The following is a 17,523-nucleotide window of genomic DNA, read 5'->3' as shown; positions in this document are numbered from 1 at the left end:
CCTGCTCGTCTTGTTCTTCTGGGGCGGGGTTATCTCATGCCCGACGGGCCGGGGGCAAGGGAAAGTGGATCAGCCGCCGCCGACCGCAAGGGATGGAGCAATGCGACGATGCATTTGCGACGGTTTCATGAAAAAGCGCGGTTTTCTTGTTCGAGGTCAAATCGCCTGCTCGCCGAGGGTGGCATATCCGACGCTGTTATCGAGTTGCAGCGTGGTCGGGGCGAATGGAAGGTCATCCGGTTTCTAGTGAGTCCCCGGCCACGCCGCCTGTTAACGGTTTCGCGGGGTCCGGCGCGGCAATGGCAGAGCCACCGCCCCCCCCCGCCTTTCACCCCTTCGCCTCCGTCCGAGGCCACGGGGCCGAAAAGCTTTCCCAGCCTCGACCCGGATGCGATCCGGTTGGCCTTCGAAAGCGGGCGCTATCCCTATCCGCGCCGGATGGGGCGCGTCGCCTATGAGCGGGAAAAGGCCCGGTTGCAGGCCGAACTGCTGAAGGTGCAGATCTGGGCGCAGGAGACGGGGCAGAAATTCGTCATCCTGTTCGAGGGCCGCGATGCCGCCGGCAAGGGCGGCACGATCAAGCGGTTCATGGAGCATCTGAACCCGCGTTTCGCGCGGGTGGTGGCGCTGAACAAGCCCTCGGAGATCGAGCGCGGGCAATGGTTCTTTCAGCGCTACATCCAACACCTGCCGACCGCGGGCGAGATGGTGTTCTATGACCGCAGCTGGTACAACCGCGCCGGGGTCGAACGGGTCATGGGCTTCTGCTCGCCAGTGGAATACCTGGAGTTCATGCGCCAGGCCCCCGAATTCGAGCGCATGCTGGTTCGTTCGGGCATCCGGCTTTACAAATACTGGTTCTCGGTCACCCGCGACGAGCAGCGGGCGCGCTTCCAGGCGCGCGAGACCGATCCGCTGAAACGCTGGAAGCTCTCGCCCATCGACCTGGCCAGCCTCGACAAATGGGAGGACTACACCGAGGCGAAGGAGGCGATGTTCTTCTATACCGACACCGCCGATGCGCCCTGGACCATCGTCAAGTCGAACGACAAGAAACGCGCGCGGCTGAACTGCATGCGGCATTTCCTGTCGACGCTGGACTATCCCGACAAGGATCCGGCCATCGCGACGGCGCCCGACCCGCTGATCGTCGGCCATGCCAGCCATGTGATCCATTCGGCCGAACACATCCTGGGCTCCTCGCTGCATCCCGACAACCGACGGGCAATGCAGGTGATGGATCCGGTTCCGGGATGAACGCCTGCGGGCGGGCCGGCGATTTGCGCCGGCCGTCGGCAATCCGTCAATCGGCAAGGCTTGGAATGAATTTCCGCGATCCTGGCCAGGGCCTTGCGCAAGCGGCGCAAGGAAGCCGGCAGCGTGGCCGGTTGCAGTGTTCCCAGCGCGGTCCGGCCGCCGGGTTCGGTCCGGCTCCGGCGATCCTGCCGCGGGCCGGAAAAGCCATGTGTCCGATGTCGTATCGAATCGCGCGATCCGCGCCGGGCGGCGCGGGCCTGCCGATGCCTTTCGCACCCGGTCACCGGGCGCGAGAGGCTGCCCCCGCTGTCGGGAGTTGCCGAAAGGGCGGCCGGGACACATCCTGCGCTCGGACAGGCGGGACCGCCCCCCCCAGCCTGCCGGCCTGGATGATTTTGCCCTATCCAGGGCGCGGCGCGGATGCCGGCCTGCGATCGCTTATTCGGGTTCTGCCAGCCGCTCTTGCCACATCTTGCGAAAGGCGGGACGGGCCTGGCAATCGTCAAGCCAGGCCGCGACGGCCGGGAATTGCTCCATCAGCGGCCCATAGCCCTGGGCATAGCGCAGGATCTCGGCCAGGTTCAGGTCGGCCACGGTGAAGCGGCCGCCGACCAGGTGGCCATGCCGGGCGATGTGATCCTCCAGCACGCGCAAGGGCCGGACCAACCGCTCGGCGGCATGGGCGACCGTGGCCTGGGCCGCGCCGGGCTGGGCCTGGCCCTTGCCGTGGTTGAACAGGATGGCCAGCGCGTCCTGCTCGATGGCGGTGGCGGCGTAGAAGCTCCATTGCAGCATCAGCGCATCCTCGAGGGCATCGGCGGGGCCGAAGGGCTGGCCGTATTTGCGCGCCAGGTGCAGCGTGCAGGCCAGCGATTCCGACAGCACCAGGTCGCCGTCCTGGATCACCGGGATGGCGCCGGCGGGCGAAAGCTTCAGGAAATCCGGCGAATGCGTGTTCAGCGGCGCGTCCGGTGCGTCGGGGTCGGGCAGGCGATAGGCCTGGATCACCGGCACCTGCTTGAAGGGCAGGCCCAGTTCGTGACACAGCCAGATGATGCGCGATGCGCGCGAGCGGGTGACGCCGTAGACGGTCAGCATGGGCCTCTCCTTGATGCGCGGGCAGCTTAGGCGGGTTCAGAGCATCTGGGCAAGATAGCGCATCATGTTGCCGCCCATCACCTTGGCAATCTGCTGGTCGCTCAGGCCCGCATCCAGCAGCGCCTGGGTCAGCGCAGCCAGATGGGCGGCGTCGAAGGGCGCATCGACCGAGCCGTCGTAATCCGAGCCGAGCGAGACATGGTCCTCCCCCACAAGCGCGATGGCGGCCTGGATGCTGCCGGCGATGTCGGCCGGGGTCTTGCCGCAGACCACGTCGGCCCAATAACCGATGCCGATCAGCCCGCCCTTGTCGGCGATGGCCCTCAGCAGCGCGTCATCGAGGTTGCGCGGGCTGGGGCAATGGCCGTGGATGCCGGTATGGGACAGGATCGGCCGGGTGCCGGGGATGGCCAGCACGTCGCGCACCATCTGCGGGCTGGCATGGGCCAGGTCGATGATCATGCGCTTGGCCATCATCTCCTCGACCACTTGCCGGCCGAAGGGGCTGAGCCCGGCGCCGCTGCCGCCTTCGCCATGCAGGCTGCCGCCCAACTCGTTGTCGAAGAAATGCGTCAGGCCCAGCAGGCGGAAGCCGGCACCGTAAAGCACCTGGAGATTGCCGATCTGTCCCTCCAGCGGATGTGCCCCTTCTGCGCCCAGGATGGCGCCCACCGTCTGCGCGCCGTTCTGCCGTGCTTCCAGCAGGGTCTGCAAATCCTCGGCCGAGCGGATCAGCATGAGCTGGTCCGGCGCGCGTTGGGCGGCGTGGCGCAGGGCGGCGGCCTGGACCAGCGCGCGCTCCTTGAGGCTGAACCAGCTGGGCAGGGGGCGCAGCTGGCCGATGAAGAGCGGGGTGATATTGTCCGGCGCCTCGGCCGAGTTGCGGCCATAGTTCTGGCCGCGCGGGCTCTTGGTGACGGTGGTAAAGACCTGCACCGCGACATTGCCCTGCACCAGCCGGGGGATGTCGGTATGGCCGCGCTCGGCATGCCTGAGCAGGTCGCGGTCCCAAAGCAGCGCGTCCGAATGCCAGTCCCCGATCACCAGTCTCTGATGCAATGCCTCGGCCTGGGGCGAGACCGGCCAGCCTTCGGCCGGCATGGTCACGGGGTTCAGCCGCCGCTCGACGAATCCCGGTCCCCAGATCGCCACCACGGCGGCGGCCAGAACCGCGAGCACCGAAAGCCAAAGGATGATGCGTCGGATCATGCGGATCATGCCGCCCCCTTTCCGGTTTCCCGGCAGCATAGGACAGGCCCATGCCGCAGGCGACGGAAAACTGCCCTGGCCAAGGCCGGGAGGAAGCGGGGGCTCTGCCCCCATCCCTCCGGGATTCCCCCGGGATATTTTGACAAGGAAGAACGGCGGAAGAAGCCCTGCTGTTCTTTCTTGTCCAAATATCCTCTGGGGGTCCGGGGGGCGAAGCGCCCCCGGCGCCGCGAGGGTTCAGTCCTCCATGGCCTCGAGCTCCTCGATGAAGCCCTCGATCATCGACAGGCCCTTGTCCCAGAAGGCGGGATCGGACGCATCAAGGCCGAAGGGCGCCAGAAGCTCCTTGTGGTGGCGCGAACCGCCGGCCGCCAGCATGTCGAAATATTTTGCCTGGAAATCGGGCAGCCCGTCCTCATAGGCGGCATAAAGCGCATTCACCAGCCCGTCGCCGAAGGCATAGGCATAGACGTAGAAGGGCGAATGCACGAAATGCGGCACATAGGTCCAGAAGGTCTCGTAGCCCGGCATGAATTCGAAGGCGTCGCCCAGCGATTCCGCCTGCACCGACATCCAGAGCGCGTTGATGTCCTCGGGGGTCAACTCGCCCTTGGCGCGGGCGGCGTGCAGCTTGCATTCGAAATCGTAGAAGGCGATCTGGCGCACCACCGTGTTGATCATGTCCTCGACCTTGCCGGCCAGCAACGCCTTGCGCTGCGCCTTGTCGGCAGTTTTTGCCAAGAGCGCGCGGAAGGTCAGCATCTCGCCGAAGACGCTGGCCGTTTCGGCCAGGGTCAGCGGCGTCGCGGCCAGCAATTCGCCCTGCGCCGCTGCCAGCCGCTGGTGCACGCCATGGCCCAGTTCATGCGCCAGCGTCATCACGTCGCGCGGCTTGCCCAGGTAGTTCAGCAGCACATAGGGATGCACCGTCGTCACGGTCGGATGGGCGAAGGCGCCCGGCGCCTTGCCGGGCTTCACCGCCGCGTCGATCCAGCCCTTGTCGAAGAAGGGCTGCGCCAGTTCCGCCAGCCTCGGCGAGAAGCCGGCATAGGCGTCCAGCACCGTCGCCTGCGCCTCGGCCCAGGGGATCAGGCGCGGGCTTTCGCTGGGCAGCGGCGCGTTGCGGTCCCAGACCTGCAGCTTGTCGAGGCCGAGCCAGCGGGCCTTGAGCCGGTAGTAGCGATGCGACAGGCGCGGATAGGCGGCGGTGACGGCGTCGCGCAGCGCCTCGACCACTTCGGGCTCGACATGGTTCGACAGGTGGCGCGCGGTCTGCGGCGTCGGCATCTTGCGCCACTTGTCCTCGATGGCCTTTTCCTTGGCCAGTGTGTTGTGGATGCGGGAGAAGAGCTTGACGTTCCGGCCGAAGACCTCGGCCAGGGCGCGGGCACCGGCCTCGCGCCGGGCGCGGTCGTGGTCGGTCAGCAGGTTCAGCGTGGCCTCCAGCCCCAGTTCCTCGCCCGCGACGTCGAAGGTCAGGCCGGCCGTGGTCTCGTCGAAGAGCCGGTTCCAGGCGGCGGCGCCGACCACGGAATTGTCGTGCAGGAAGCGTTCCAGCTCGTTCGAGAGCTGGTAGGGGCGCATGGCGCGCATGCGGTCGAAGACCGGCTTGTAGCGGGCGGGACCGTTCGGGGCTGCGAAGATTTCCTCGTAGCGCGCGTCGGGGATGCGGTTGAACTCCAGGCTGAAGAATACGAGCTTGGTCGTTGCCGCGGTGATGCGGTCCTGAAGGTCGCCCATCTGCTTGGCGCGGGCCGAATCGGTGGTGTTCTGGTAATAGCGCAGCCCGGCATAGGACATGACCCGCCCGGCCAGGATGTCGATCTCCTGGTAGCGTTCGATGCATTCCAGCATCTTGCCGGCGTCGAGCGAGGCCAGCTTGCCGTCGTAGTCGCGGGCGAAGATGCAGCAGGCCCGCTCGACCGCCTCGATGTCGCGGGCCAGTTCCGGCGAATCGGGTGCGGGATAGAGATCGCCCAGTTCCCATTCCGGCAACGCGCCCAGATCGGGGGTTTGGGCCGGGACAGGCAAGGCATTCTCGTCTCGCGGCAGGACGCGGTCCAGGGGGCTGCGGGCAGAAATCGTCATGATCGCTCCTTTCGTGTGCTCAACATGTGACCTCTGAACCGTCTGGCTGCAAGCCATGCGATGTGCCGGGGCAGGGGCGTCGGCCCGATTCAAGGCGCGATTCAGGGCGTGGTGGCGGCGCCGAAATGGGCGATGGCGGCGTCCAGGAAGCGGCTGCGGACCGGGTCGCGCTCCATCATCGGCTCGTGCCGGCAATCGGCCAGTTCCAGCAGCCGGGCGCCGGGCCAGGCGGCGGCGCGGCTGCGGATGGCCTGGGCCGAGACGACCCGCTCGCAATCCCCCAGCACGATCAGCGCCGGCAGCGCGGGCGGGGGCAGCGCGGCCAGGCGCCGGCATTCCAGCAGCGCCGCGCGCAGCCAGTCGTTGCTGGCGCCGCCGACCGAGATGTCGGGCCAGGCCGCGGCCTCGGCCACCAGCCGGCCCCAGCGCCGGCCGTCATGGGTCAGCAGGTTGTCGTGGAACGGATCCAGCAGCACGAAGCTGTCCTCGCCCCCGGTGCGCGGCGCGGGATGGCCGCCGCGGCCAAGCCGGCTCAGCGTGCCGGCCAGCGCCAGCGCCAGCGCCTCGGGCACGCGGCGCAGGTTGATGCCCCACATCGGCGCCGAGAACACCACGCTTTGCACCGGCAGGCCCGCACCAAGCGCGGCAAGGCCGATGGTGCCGCCCATGGAATGCGCCAGCAGGTGCCAGGGCCGCGGCAGGTCCAGTTCCTGCGCCGCGACCACCAGTTCGACCACGTCGCGCTGGTAATCGGCGAAATCGCCGATATGGCCGGGCCGGGCATTGTCCTGCAACCGGTCGGACATGCCCTGTCCGCGCCAGTCCAGCGCCAGCACGTCCAGCCCGGCGGCGTTCAGCTCGGCCGCGACCTCGGCATATTTCTCCAGGTATTCGGTGCGGCCCGGAAACAGCAGCACCGTTCCCGAGGCGCCGCCCGCCGGCCAATGCGCCGCCCGCAGGCGCACCCCGTCCTCGGCCCGCAGCCAGAAGGCGCGGGCCGTGGGCAGCGGATCGCCGGGCAAGGTGTTGAAGGGCGCCGGCCTCATCGCTCAGGACAGCAGCGCGCCCAGCTTCATCGCCGTGCCCATCGAGCCGTCGACCCGCAGCTTGCCGGTCATGAAGGCGGTGGTCGGGTTCACGTCGCCCGACAGCAGGCCCTCGAAGGTCTCGCGGCTGGCGGTCAGCGTCACCTCGGCCTCGTCATCGGCGGCGCGGGCGCCGTCGGCGTCGATATAGACCGATCCCTCGCCCTCGATGACGAATTTGGCGGTGCCGTCGAAGCCCTTGGCCTTTTCGTCCAGAGCGGCCACGGCTGCCTCGACCACTTTGCTCATTCTCGATCTCCTGTTCTCGTGTCTGGAATTAGACGATGGGGAAAGTTACATGGGGAATATGCTTTTGCCAGTCCCCCATTTCCATCATGCCGTCGCGGCAGCACTTTTCCTGGGGCTGGCGGGGGCCGGGGCCGGCCATGCGCGGCAGGACGGCGCCGCCGCGCCCGATGCGATGCCGGTGCAGGATCTGCCGCTGCCAGAGGATCCGCCGCAAGCCGAAAGCGATGCGCTGCCCGAAAGCCCGCTTTCCGAACCCGCCGCCGCCTCCGAGCCGACCGCCGAGGCGCGGCTGCGCGAGCGCGAAGACCTGGACCTGCTGTTCGCCGAGCTGGCCCAGCCGGGCGGCGAGACCTGGGCGCGGGCCGAGACCGACATCCTGCGCATCTGGTCGCGTTCCGGCTCGGCGGCGATGGACCTGCTCTACAAGCGGGGCGAGGCGGCGCTGGACGCGGGCGATACCGTCACCGCCATCGGCCACCTGACCGCGCTGACCGATCATGCGCCGGATTTCGCGGCCGGCTGGTATCTGCGCTCGGTCGCCTTCTATCTGGACGGCGATTTCGGCCCGCCCATCGCCGACCTGGGGCAGGTGCTGCGGCTGGAGCCGCGCCATTTCGGCGCCCTGACCCAGCTCGGCACCATCCTCGAGGAACTGGGCGACGACCGGGACGCGCTGGTGGCCTTTCGCCGGAGCCTGAAGATCCATCCCCATCAACAGGAGGCGCAGGATGCCGTCCAGCGCCTCGAACGCAAACTGCAGGGCACCGACGCCTGATGAATGACAGATCGCGGGTCACGGCCGTCCTTGGCCCGACCAATACCGGCAAGACGCATTACGCCATCGACCGGATGCTGGCGCATCGCACCGGGGTCATCGGCCTGCCGCTGCGGCTGCTGGCGCGCGAGGTCTATGACCGCATCGTCAAGGCGCGCGGCCCCTCGGTCGTGGCGCTGGTCACGGGCGAGGAGCGGATCGTGCCCGAGCGCGTGCAATACTGGGTCGCCACCACCGAGGCCATGCCCGAGGTCGGGGCCGATTTCGTCGCCATCGACGAAATCCAGCTTTGCGCCGACCCGGAACGCGGCCATGTCTTCACCGACCGGCTGCTGAACATGCGCGGCCTGCATGAAACCCTGCTGCTGGGCAGCGACACCATGCGCCCGGCCATCGCCGCCTTGGTGCCGCAGGCGCAGTTCATGCGGCGCGAGCGATTCTCGACGCTTTCCTGGGCCGGTTCGAAGAAGATCAGCCGCATGCCGCCGCGTTCGGCCATCGTCTGCTTCTCGGTCGAGGAGGTCTATGCCACGGCCGAGCTGATCCGTCGCCAGAAGGGCGGCTGCGCCGTGGTCATGGGGGCGCTGAGCCCGCGCACCCGCAATGCCCAGGTCGCCATGTATCAGCAGGGCGAGGTCGATTACCTGGTCGCCACCGACGCCATCGGCATGGGGCTGAACCTCGACATCCGCCACATCGCCTTTTCCGCCACCGAGAAATTCGACGGCCGCCGCTATCGGCCGCTGTTTCCGCACGAGCTGGGCCAGATCGCCGGCCGCGCCGGGCGGCATACCGAGCCGGGCACATTCGGCGTCACCGGCGATGCGAGCCCCCTGGACGAGGGGCTGGTCGAGGCGATCGAGAACCACCGCTTCCAGCCGATCAGCCGGCTGATGTGGCGCAATGCCGCGCTGGAATTCGGCACGGTCGAGCGGCTGCTGCAAGGACTGGAGACGCAGCCGCAATCGGAATGGCTGGCGCGCGGGCGCGAGGCGGACGACATCCGCGCGCTCAAGGCGCTGTCGGCGATGCCCGAGATCCGCGACCAGGTGACGCATCCGCGCGAGGTGCGGCTGCTCTGGGACGTCTGCCGGATCCCGGATTTCCGCTCGATCTCGGCGGCCGAGCATTCGACGCTGCTGGCGCGGATCTTCGGCTTTCTGCGCGAAGGCAAGCTGCCCGGCGACTGGCTGGAGGGGCAGATCCGCCGCATTGACCGGATTCAGGGCGACATCGACACATTGTCGAAACGATTGGCATATATACGCACCTGGACCTATGTTGCCCAACGATCCGGCTGGGTGTCGGACGAAAGTCATTGGCGTGCCGAGACGCGCGCGGTAGAAGATCGGTTGTCGGACGCGTTGCACGCGGCTCTGACGCAAAGATTCGTGGACCGGCGCACGTCCGTGCTGCTGCGCCGGCTCAAGCAGAAGGAGAGCCTTTTGGCCGAGGTGAATGACAAGGGCGAAGTGACGGTCGAGGGCGAGTTCGCCGGCCGTCTGGAAGGCTTCCGCTTCCACGCCGATCCGAGCGCAACCGGGGACGAGGCGCGGATGCTGCAACGCGCCGCCTATGAGGCGCTGCGCCCCGAGTTCCATCTGCGCGCCGACCGCTTCTACAACGCGCCGGATACCGAGTTGGACTTCACCGAACAGGGCGGCCTGATGTGGGGCGCCTCGGCGGTGGGCAAGCTGGTCAAGGGCGCCGAGGCGCTGAAGCCCGGCGTCGAGGCCTTCGTCGATGAGGAGGCGGGCCCCGAGATCGCCGAGAAGGTGCGCCGCCGGCTGCAGCATTTCATCGACCGCAAGATCGCCACCCTGTTCGAGCCGCTCTTGGCGCTGAAAAACGACGAGACGCTGGCCGGGCTGGCCCGCGGCTTCGCCTTCCGCCTGGTCGAGGCGCTGGGCGTGCTGCCGCGCGAGGGCGTCGCCGCCGAGGTCAAGGAACTGGACCAGGATGCGCGCGGCCTCTTGCGCAAGCATGGCGTGCGCTTCGGCCAGTTCACCATCTTCCAGCCGGCGCTGCTGAAGCCGGCGCCGACCCGGCTGCGGCTGGTGCTTTGGGGGCTGGACCAGGGCCTGTCGGAATTTCCCGAAAGCCCGCCCCCCGGCCTGGTGACGATCCCGAACCTGCCCGACGTGCCCAAGGGCTATTACACGCTCTCGGGCTATCACCCGGCGGGTGAACGCGCGATCCGCATCGACATGCTGGAACGGCTGGCGGACATGCTGCGCGGCCAGGACAGCCGTGGCGGCTTCGAGGCGACGCCGGACATGCTGTCGATCACCGGCATGACGCTGGAACAATTCGCCGGGCTGATGCAGGGCCTGGGTTATCGCGCCGAAAAGGGCGAGAGACCCAAGGTCCGCGTCGAAACGGCTCCTGCCGCGGCGCCGGCGCCGGAGGAGGCCGATCACGAGCATCCGCTGACCGAGGAAGAAAGCGTGCTTGCCGCCGAAACCCGCGCCAAATGGGAGGCCGAGCAGGCCGCTCGCAAGGCCGCCGAGGCGGAGGCTCAGGCCGAAGCCGGGGATCCGGCCGGGGCAGGGGACGAAGCCGGCGAACCGGCGCCCGAGACCGAGGTGTTCTATACCTTCACCTGGGCGCCGCGCCCCCGCGGCGGCCATCGCCGGCCCGAGCGCGGCGAGCGCCAGGGTCAGGGCCAGGGGCGTCCGCAAGGCGAACGTGGCCCGCGCCGCGAGCGCGAGGCCGGACAGGAGAACCGGCGCGAGGGCAAGCCCTTCGAAGGCAAGCCGCGTGGTGAACGCGGCGACCGACCCGAACGCGGGCCGAAGGGCAAACCCAAGGGCAAGCCGCGCCATGACGGTCCCAAGAGCTTCGAGGCCCGCCCGCCGCGGGCCGAGAAACAGGCCGACCCGGACAGCCCCTTCGCCGTTCTCGCCGCGCTCAAGAACAAGACGTGATCGGGGAAGGCGGCGAAAGCATCAGGCTCGACCGCTGGCTGCATCACGCGCGGCTGTTCAAGACCCGCACCCTGGCCGCCGATGCGATCGGCGCCGGGGGCATCCGGCTGAACGGCCAGCCTTGCAGCAAGCCGGCGCAGGCGGTGCGGGGCGGCGATACCGTCACCGTTTCGGCCCATGGCCGGGTGCGGGTGCTGCGGATCCTGCTTCTGGGCGCGCGGCGCGGCCCGGCCAGCGAGGCGGCGACGCTTTACGAGGAACTCTAGGCAAGGCGGGGCAAAGAACCGGGTTCCGGTCCGCGCCCCTGCGACAGAACGCCATCCCATCCCGGACGGGGCTCGGCCATATCCTCGTCTTTTCGCCGGCGGTGGCCTTGATTGATGGCGGCGGCGGGCGTAACTAGCCGATCAGGAAACAGGAATATCTCGCCATGACCTATGTCGTCACTGAAAACTGCATCATGTGCAAATACACCGACTGCGTCGAGGTGTGCCCCGTGGACTGTTTTTATGAAGGCGAGAACACGCTGGTCATCCATCCCGACGAATGCATCGACTGCGGCGTCTGCGAACCGGAATGCCCGGCTGACGCGATTCGCCCCGATACCGAGCCCGACATGGAGACATGGGTCGAGTTCAACCGCAAATATGCCGAATCCTGGCCGGTGATCACGCGCAAGAAGGATCCGATGCCCGGCTATCAGGAGATGGACGGCATGCCCGGCAAGCTGGAGAAATATTTCTCGGAAGCGCCCGGTGAAGGGGATTGAGACCTCCGGTTCCGCTGGTGGTCCCCGATCTTGTTTGAAATGCTAACGACTGTGCCTGCCGCGCATCATGTCCCGTCTCATATGTGGGATTTGACTGCCGCATCGCTGGCGGGCCGGGGGCGCGGCCGCTAGATCGTGTCCGTGGCGAGGGCGTCGATTCGCCCTGACCATGCATCGGCTCTGTTCGGTGAGGCGTTTTCCTGGTGTTGAGTTTAAACGATTTTCTTTCGCCAAACGGGGCCGGTGCCGCCTTTCAGGGAACCTTTGAACCGGCGCGATTTTTGTGCTATGGTGCAGCCATCTCGCGCCGGTCGGGCTGCTTTTGTGGCCTGGCCGGCGTTGCTGCCTGTCCTGATCGACTGCCCGGTCAGAAGTGCAAGAACAACAATGTTGGCCCGTAAGGGGGGGATCGTCCCTCCTTGGGGGTTTTTGTGTCGCGCGGCGGCGCAACTGCGAAGGATGCCCAATGTCGAAAGCCAAGAAGACCGAATTTCGCCCCGATGACTTTGTCGTCTATCCCACGCATGGCGTGGGCCGCATCGTGTCGATCGAAGAGCAGGAGGTGGCGGGGCTGCGCCTCGAGATGTTCGTGATCTCGTTCGAGAAGGACAAAATGACCCTGCGCGTGCCCACCGCCCGCGCGACCGAGATCGGCATGCGCGGCCTCTCGACCCCGGACCTGGTCGAGCGGGCGCTGGACACGCTGAAGGGCAAGGCCCGCGTCAAGCGGGCGATGTGGTCGCGCCGCGCCCAGGAATATGAGCAGAAGATCAATTCGGGCGATCTGATGTCGATCGCCGAGGTGGTGCGCGACCTGCATCGCACCGACGACCAGCGCGAACAGTCCTATTCCGAGCGCCAGCTTTACGAGGCCGCGCTGGACCGCCTGACCCGCGAGGTCGCCGCCGTTTCCGGCATGGACGAGGCCGGCGCCCAGAAGAAGGTCGAGACCGTGCTGACCGCCCGCGCCGCCTGAAGGACGGCCCGCCGGGATGATCGGGGCGCCCGCGGGGGCGCCCCTTTTCATGCCGGGATGCGGGTCCGCGCCGAGGCTGCCTGCCGCCCCGGAGCCGAGGCGGAGCCCCGCGGGACAGCACCGCCGGGCATCAGACGCGGATGAGGCCGAACACCAGCGAAATCGAGACGAATGCAAGCCAGACCGAGGCGACGCGCTGGACGCCCTGCAGCCGTTCCCGGCCGCCGTTTCCCGCCTGCGCCAGGATCCCGGCGCAGCCCCAGGCCAGGGCCGCGCCGATCACCATCAGGCAGAACATCCCCAGCCGCGTCGCGAAAGCCGGATCCTGCGGCGCGGGCAGCAGGACAAGGCCAAGGATCAGCGCCTTGGGGTTCAGGACGGTGGTCACATAGATCCGCCGGGCGCCGATGTCCCGGCTTTCTCCATCGCTGCCCGGCGCCCGCCACAGGGCCGTCGCCAGAACCATGATCCAGCCGGCCGCCGCCAGTTTCAGCCCGACCGCCAGGGCCGGCATCTGTTCAAGCAGCCCCGCGCCCAGGAAGGCCAGCGGCAGGATGGCGGTCAGGTAGCCTGCCAGCTCTGCCGGCAGCAGGCGCGCGACGCGGGCCAGGCCACGCTGCGCCCCCGCGATTCCCATCAACGTATTCGTCGGCCCCGGCGCCAGCAGCAGCGCCAGAACCGTCGAAACGAATGCAGCCGTGGTCATGTTGGATGCCTGTCCTTTCAATGCTGCCCGCGCCCTATCACGGCGCTTGCCCCCATGAATTGATCTGGGTCACGGGCGCAAGCCAAGGATCCGGTCTCGGCCCCTTTTTCGCCGCTGCCGCCGCGCCGAGGGAGGCGACCCGGCCGGGCCGCCGTCCCCGGTCTCCTCTCAGCCCAGGGCGGCCAGGATGCGCGCCCAGCTGCGCGCGCCCCTGGCAAAGCTGTCGAGGTCGTATTTCTCGTTCGGGGAATGGATGCGGTCGTCGTCGCGGGCAAAGCCGATCAGCATGGAGTCCATGCCCAGGATCTCCTTGAAATCCCCGGCGATGGGGATCGAGCCGCCGGCGCCGATATAGGCGGCCTCGCGGCCCCATTCCTGGCTCAGCGCCGCCTTGGCCGCGGCGAAGGCCGGGTCCGAGATGTCCATGCGGCTGGCCGGGCTTGCTCCATGGCCATGGAACTCGACGGTGCAATCCTCGGGCACATGGGCGCGGACATGGGCGCGGAAGGTCTCGCGGATGCGGTCGGGATCCTGGGTGCCGGTCAGGCGGAAGCTGACCTTGGCGCGGGCCTCGGCCGGCAGGACGGTCTTGAAACCCTCGCTGGTATAGCCGCCGGTGATGCCGTTGATCTCGAAGGTGGGGCGGTTCCAGACCATCTCCAGCCCGGTGCGGCCCGTCTCGCCGACCGGATGCTTCAGCCCGACGCGCGCCAGGAACTCGGCCGGGTCGAAGCCGAGCGCGTCCCAGTCGGCGCGCAGTTCCGGGGACAGTTCCTCGACGCCCTCGTAGAAGCCGGGCAGGGTGACGCGGCCGCTGGCGTCCTTGACCGTCGCAAGCGCGTTGACAAGGATCTGGACCGGGTTCGCCGCCAGCCCGCCGAAGCTGCCGGAATGCAGGTCGCGGTCCGCGGCGCGGATCACGATCTCCTCGCCGCAAAGCCCGCGCAGCTGGGTGGTGATGGCCGGGCGGCCGTCGGCATAAAGCCCGGTGTCGCAGATCATGGCGATGCCGGCGCGCAATTCCCCGGCATTCTCGCGCAGGAAGGGGCGCAGGCTGGGCGAGCCGGATTCCTCCTCGCCCTCGAACAGCAGCACCAGGTCCGAGGGCAGGCTGCCATGCACGGCCTTCCAGGCCCGGAACGCCTCGATGAAGGTCATCAGCTGGCCCTTGTCGTCCGAGGCGCCGCGGCCGCGGATCACCCTGCCCTGGGGCGTATGCTCGATGCGGGGCTCGAAGGGGGGATGGTGCCACAGTTCCAGCGGATCGACCGGCTGCACGTCGTAATGGCCATAGAACAGCAAGGGCCGCCGCGTGCCCTTGGGCGAATGCGCGACCACCATCGGATGGCCGGGCGTGTCGCGCAACGCGGCCTGGAAGCCCAGCGAGGTCAGTTCGGCGCAAAGCCACTCCGCCGCCCGCCGCACCTCGGCCGCATAGGCCGGGTCGGTCGAGACCGAGGGAATGCGAAGAAATTCCATCAGCCGGTCGAGCGCCTGGGGCAGCCCCGCGTCCAGCGTTGAAAGTACTTCGCCGATTCTGGAATTGTCCGTCATCCTTCGCCTTTCCTGATTGATTTTATCAGAGAAAATGCCTGTCATCTTGGTATGGGTGCGACATTTTTACGCTGTATTTTCTCTGGCTTGATGCGTATCAAGGTATGACCCGCGGGATCGCAGCATGATCCCCCAAGCGAGCAAGTTCAAGCAAGGCAAGGGATCCGTGATGGACTATTCAGCCGCCCTCGATCAGGCCATCGGCAAGCTGCACGAAGAGGGTCGTTATCGCACCTTCATCGACATCGAGCGCCGCAAGGGGGCCTATCCGCAGGCGGTCTGGACCCGTCCCGACGGGACCGAGACCCAGATCACCGTATGGTGCGGGAACGACTACCTGGGCATGGGCCAGCATCCGGTGGTGCTGGCGGCGATGCACGAGGCGCTGGATGCCACGGGGGCGGGTTCCGGCGGCACGCGCAACATCTCGGGCACCACCGTCTATCACAAGCGCCTGGAAGGGGAACTGGCCGATCTGCACGGGAAAGAGGCCGCGCTGGTCTTTTCCAGCGCCTATACCGCCAATGACGCGACGCTCTCGACCCTGCGCAAGCTGTTTCCCGGCCTCATCATCTATTCGGACGAGCTGAACCACGCCTCGATGATCGAGGGGATCAAGCGTTTCGATGGCGCCAAGCGCATCTTCCGCCACAACGACGTGGCGCATCTGCGCGAGCTGCTGGAGGCCGACGATCCCGAGGCGCCCAAGCTGATCGCCTTCGAGTCGATCTATTCCATGGATGGCGATTTCGGCCCCATCGCCGCGATCTGCGACCTCGCGGACGAGTTCAACGCCCTGACCTATCTGGACGAGGTCCATGCCGTCGGCATGTATGGCCCCCGCGGCGGCGGCGTGGCCGAGCGCGACGGGCTGAGCCATCGCATTGACATCTTCAACGGCACGCTGGGAAAGGCTTTCGGCGTCTTCGGCGGTTATATTGCCGCCTCGGCCAAGATGGTGGACGCGATCCGCTCCTATGCGCCGGGCTTCATCTTCACCACTTCGCTGCCGCCGGCGGTGGCGGCGGGCGCCGCGGCCTCGATCGCCTTCCTCAAGACGGCCGAGGGGCAGTTGCTGCGCGACCAGCAGCAGCTGAACGCCCGCATCCTGAAGATGCGGCTGCGCGGGCTGGGCATGCCGATCATGGACCATGGCAGCCATATCGTGCCGGTGCATGTCGGCAACCCGGTGCATTGCAAGGCGCTGTCCGACATGCTGCTGGCCGATTTCGGCATCTATGTGCAGCCGATCAACTTCCCGACCGTGCCGCGCGGCACGGAACGGCTGCGCTTCACGCCCTCGCCGGTGCATGACCCCAAGCAGATCGACCACCTGGTGAAGGCCATGGACAGCCTCTGGTCGCAGTGCAAACTGAACCGTTCAACTTCGGCTGCCTGAGACGGTTTCGGGGTGAAGACCTCTCGCGCCCGTGATAACCTTGCTTTAATCAAGTTCTGAGAGTCTTCCGATTCGCGGGGACGAGCAGCAAAGTATGGGGCAGGCGCAATGATCGGGCTAAGGGGGAACCCCCCGTCCAATGGCCATGAGGAGCCGGCGGCCTTGCCGCCCGGTTTCGACGATCCTGACATTCGTCTCGGAGATCTGATGCGGGGCGAACGGGCCACGCTGGGCAAGTCGCTGCTGGATGTCCAGCGCGAATTGCGCATTCGCGCCTCCTATGTCGCCGCCATCGAGAATTGCGACATTTCCGCCTTCGACACGCCGAGCTTCATCGCCGGCTACGTGCGTTCTTATGCCCGCTATCTCGGCATGGATGCCGATTGGACCTTCCGCCGCTTCTGCCAGGAATCGGGTTTCCAGCCCACGCATGGCATGGCCCCCGCCGCCGCCGGGCCGAAGCCGCAGCGCCGCCCCTCGGACCCGGCCGAGGCGCTGGCCAATCCGCATCCGATCTTCCTGCCCCGGCAGGAAAGCATCTGGAGCTCGATCGAGCCGCGGGCCATCGGCTCGCTGCTGGTCATGGTCGTGCTGGCCTGCGGGTTGGGCTATGGCGGCTGGGCCGTGCTGCAAGAGGTGCAGAAGGTCAACCTGACCCCCGGCGAGCAGGCGCCCGGCGTGATCGCCGCGCTGGACCCGGTGCAGGAGGCGGCCGAGCCCGAAACCGTCGAATCGGCCCAGGTCAACCTGCCGCGCCCCGAGGGGCTGGACCGTACCTACCGGCCGCAGGCGCTGGAACTGCCCGTGCTGGTCGCCCGCGACGGGCCCATCGCCGCCATCGACCCGCGGCTGGACACCTCCACGCCCAAGCCGGAAGGCGCCGTGCCTGCGACCCGCAGCGCCGCGGTCCACGACCGGGTCTATGGCCCGCAGATGCCGCCCGAACAGGCGGCTGTGCGCACCGTTGCCCCCGATGCGCCCGAGATCGAGATCCTTGCCGCCCGTCCCGCCTGGGTGCGCGTCACCTCGGCCGACGGCACGGTGCTGCTGGAAAAGACCATGGACGCGGGCGAGCGTTTCGCCCTGCCCAAGCTCGAGGCGCCGCCGGTGCTGCGCGCCGGTAATTCCGGCGCGGTCTATTTCGCGGTCAACGGCCGCACCTACGGCCCGGCCGCACCCGGCGCCAAGGTGGTCAAGAATGTCGAGCTTTCGCCGACGGCGCTGACGGCGCAATATGCCTTTGCCGATCTCAGCAAGGATCCGCAGCTGGCCGAAATGGTCGCCCTGGCATCGGCCGAGCCGCCGGAACAGGCCCCCGCGCAGGATTGACCGGGCGCCGGGTCATGGCCGCCGGAGCATGAATCCGGGGTCACGGATGCGGCATCGCGCGCCTGACCGGGACCGGATGGCTTGCCCGTCTGGCCGGATCGG

The 17,523-nt window shown here is 67.7% G+C and carries 15 protein-coding genes; 8 read left to right on the top strand and 7 right to left on the bottom strand.

Translation table 11 applies throughout. The annotated features are described in order from the left end of the window. Positions 1 to 267 precede the first annotated feature (267 nt). The gene (gene ppk2 / locus ESD82_RS05450) at positions 268 to 1,257 is read left to right on the top strand and encodes a polyphosphate kinase 2 (protein ID WP_407672803.1); all 990 of its coding nucleotides are present in this window, start codon (positions 268 to 270) and stop codon (positions 1,255 to 1,257) included. Positions 1,258 to 1,695: 438 nt separating this feature from the next. On the opposite strand, the gene ESD82_RS05445 is transcribed toward ppk2, so the two are convergent. From ESD82_RS05445 to ESD82_RS05425, 5 genes are all read right to left on the bottom strand, one after another. Beyond that, entirely contained in the window at positions 1,696 to 2,355 is a 660-nt protein-coding gene (locus ESD82_RS05445) for a glutathione S-transferase family protein (protein ID WP_024845179.1), read from the bottom strand. A gap of 36 nt (positions 2,356 to 2,391) precedes the next feature. Next, a complete protein-coding gene (locus ESD82_RS05440) occupies positions 2,392 to 3,573 on the bottom strand; it encodes a dipeptidase (RefSeq protein ID WP_024845180.1) in 1,182 nt (393 codons plus the stop codon). Positions 3,574 to 3,801: 228 nt separating this feature from the next. Next, entirely contained in the window at positions 3,802 to 5,652 is a 1,851-nt protein-coding gene (locus ESD82_RS05435) for a M3 family oligoendopeptidase (RefSeq protein WP_024845181.1), read from the bottom strand. Positions 5,653 to 5,753: 101 nt separating this feature from the next. Further along, complete coding sequence (locus ESD82_RS05430; RefSeq protein ID WP_147428809.1) at positions 5,754 to 6,698, bottom strand: alpha/beta fold hydrolase; 945 nt, start codon at positions 6,696 to 6,698, stop codon at positions 5,754 to 5,756. A 3-nt stretch (positions 6,699 to 6,701) separates the two neighbouring features. Beyond that, positions 6,702 to 6,986: an SCP2 sterol-binding domain-containing protein gene (locus tag ESD82_RS05425; RefSeq protein WP_024845183.1), complete on the bottom strand. Its 285-nt coding sequence runs from the start codon at positions 6,984 to 6,986 to the stop codon at positions 6,702 to 6,704. A 49-nt stretch (positions 6,987 to 7,035) separates the two neighbouring features. On the opposite strand from ESD82_RS05425, the gene ESD82_RS05420 reads away from it, so the two are divergent. From ESD82_RS05420 to ESD82_RS05400, 5 genes are all read left to right on the top strand, one after another. Beyond that, on the top strand, positions 7,036 to 7,761 hold the full coding sequence (locus ESD82_RS05420; protein ID WP_244314462.1) for an outer membrane protein assembly factor BamD: 726 nt from the start codon (positions 7,036 to 7,038) through the stop codon (positions 7,759 to 7,761). Further along, positions 7,761 to 10,688 (top strand): helicase-related protein, encoded by a 2,928-nt coding sequence (locus ESD82_RS05415; RefSeq protein WP_028709881.1) that lies wholly within the window; start codon positions 7,761 to 7,763, stop codon positions 10,686 to 10,688. The genes ESD82_RS05420 and ESD82_RS05415 overlap by 1 nt, the downstream gene beginning before the upstream one ends. After that, positions 10,685 to 10,954: an RNA-binding S4 domain-containing protein gene (locus ESD82_RS05410; protein ID WP_024845186.1), complete on the top strand. Its 270-nt coding sequence runs from the start codon at positions 10,685 to 10,687 to the stop codon at positions 10,952 to 10,954. The genes ESD82_RS05415 and ESD82_RS05410 overlap by 4 nt, the downstream gene beginning before the upstream one ends. A gap of 164 nt (positions 10,955 to 11,118) precedes the next feature. Further along, on the top strand, positions 11,119 to 11,457 hold the full coding sequence (fdxA, locus tag ESD82_RS05405) for a ferredoxin FdxA (RefSeq protein WP_024845187.1): 339 nt from the start codon (positions 11,119 to 11,121) through the stop codon (positions 11,455 to 11,457). A gap of 466 nt (positions 11,458 to 11,923) precedes the next feature. Next, a complete protein-coding gene (locus ESD82_RS05400; RefSeq protein ID WP_024845188.1) occupies positions 11,924 to 12,433 on the top strand; it encodes a CarD family transcriptional regulator in 510 nt (169 codons plus the stop codon). Between the two features lie 130 nt (positions 12,434 to 12,563). On the opposite strand, the gene ESD82_RS05395 is transcribed toward ESD82_RS05400, so the two are convergent. Continuing rightward, a complete protein-coding gene (locus tag ESD82_RS05395) occupies positions 12,564 to 13,139 on the bottom strand; it encodes a LysE family translocator (RefSeq protein WP_147428810.1) in 576 nt (191 codons plus the stop codon). A 168-nt stretch (positions 13,140 to 13,307) separates the two neighbouring features. After that, positions 13,308 to 14,693, bottom strand: coding sequence for a M20/M25/M40 family metallo-hydrolase (locus ESD82_RS05390; RefSeq protein WP_147428811.1), 1,386 nt, complete (start codon positions 14,691 to 14,693; stop codon positions 13,308 to 13,310). A 169-nt stretch (positions 14,694 to 14,862) separates the two neighbouring features. Here ESD82_RS05390 and hemA point away from each other — a divergent pair, with 169 nt between their 5' ends. Both hemA and ESD82_RS05380 read left to right on the top strand, forming a co-directional pair. Beyond that, entirely contained in the window at positions 14,863 to 16,092 is a 1,230-nt protein-coding gene (hemA, locus tag ESD82_RS05385) for a 5-aminolevulinate synthase (protein WP_024845191.1), read from the top strand. Between the two features lie 108 nt (positions 16,093 to 16,200). Then, positions 16,201 to 17,421, top strand: a complete 1,221-nt coding sequence (locus tag ESD82_RS05380) for a helix-turn-helix domain-containing protein (RefSeq protein WP_024845192.1) — start codon at positions 16,201 to 16,203, stop codon at positions 17,419 to 17,421. The last annotated feature ends 102 nt before the right edge of the window (positions 17,422 to 17,523 follow it).

Source organism: Paracoccus pantotrophus (assembly GCF_008824185.1).
In the GTDB taxonomy this organism is placed as follows: domain Bacteria; phylum Pseudomonadota; class Alphaproteobacteria; order Rhodobacterales; family Rhodobacteraceae; genus Paracoccus; species Paracoccus pantotrophus.
This window is presented reverse-complemented; position numbering and strand designations above follow the sequence as displayed.

What these genes read in the sequence shown, in the direction of transcription:
- ESD82_RS05445 (WP_024845179.1), bottom strand. Translation starts at nt 2,355, where the DNA reads ATGCTGACCGTCTACGGCGTCACCCGCTCGCGCGCATCGCGCATCATC.
- ESD82_RS05440 (WP_024845180.1), bottom strand. Translation starts at nt 3,573, where the DNA reads ATGATCCGCATGATCCGACGCATCATCCTTTGGCTTTCGGTGCTCGCG.
- ESD82_RS05435 (WP_024845181.1), bottom strand. Translation starts at nt 5,652, where the DNA reads ATGACGATTTCTGCCCGCAGCCCCCTGGACCGCGTCCTGCCGCGAGAC.
- ESD82_RS05430 (WP_147428809.1), bottom strand. Translation starts at nt 6,698, where the DNA reads ATGAGGCCGGCGCCCTTCAACACCTTGCCCGGCGATCCGCTGCCCACG.
- ESD82_RS05425 (WP_024845183.1), bottom strand. Translation starts at nt 6,986, where the DNA reads ATGAGCAAAGTGGTCGAGGCAGCCGTGGCCGCTCTGGACGAAAAGGCC.
- ESD82_RS05420 (WP_244314462.1), top strand. Translation starts at nt 7,036, where the DNA reads ATGGGGAATATGCTTTTGCCAGTCCCCCATTTCCATCATGCCGTCGCG.
- ESD82_RS05415 (WP_028709881.1), top strand. Translation starts at nt 7,761, where the DNA reads ATGAATGACAGATCGCGGGTCACGGCCGTCCTTGGCCCGACCAATACC.
- fdxA (WP_024845187.1), top strand. Translation starts at nt 11,119, where the DNA reads ATGACCTATGTCGTCACTGAAAACTGCATCATGTGCAAATACACCGAC.
- ESD82_RS05400 (WP_024845188.1), top strand. Translation starts at nt 11,924, where the DNA reads ATGTCGAAAGCCAAGAAGACCGAATTTCGCCCCGATGACTTTGTCGTC.
- ESD82_RS05395 (WP_147428810.1), bottom strand. Translation starts at nt 13,139, where the DNA reads ATGACCACGGCTGCATTCGTTTCGACGGTTCTGGCGCTGCTGCTGGCG.
- ESD82_RS05390 (WP_147428811.1), bottom strand. Translation starts at nt 14,693, where the DNA reads ATGACGGACAATTCCAGAATCGGCGAAGTACTTTCAACGCTGGACGCG.
- hemA (WP_024845191.1), top strand. Translation starts at nt 14,863, where the DNA reads ATGGACTATTCAGCCGCCCTCGATCAGGCCATCGGCAAGCTGCACGAA.
- ESD82_RS05380 (WP_024845192.1), top strand. Translation starts at nt 16,201, where the DNA reads ATGATCGGGCTAAGGGGGAACCCCCCGTCCAATGGCCATGAGGAGCCG.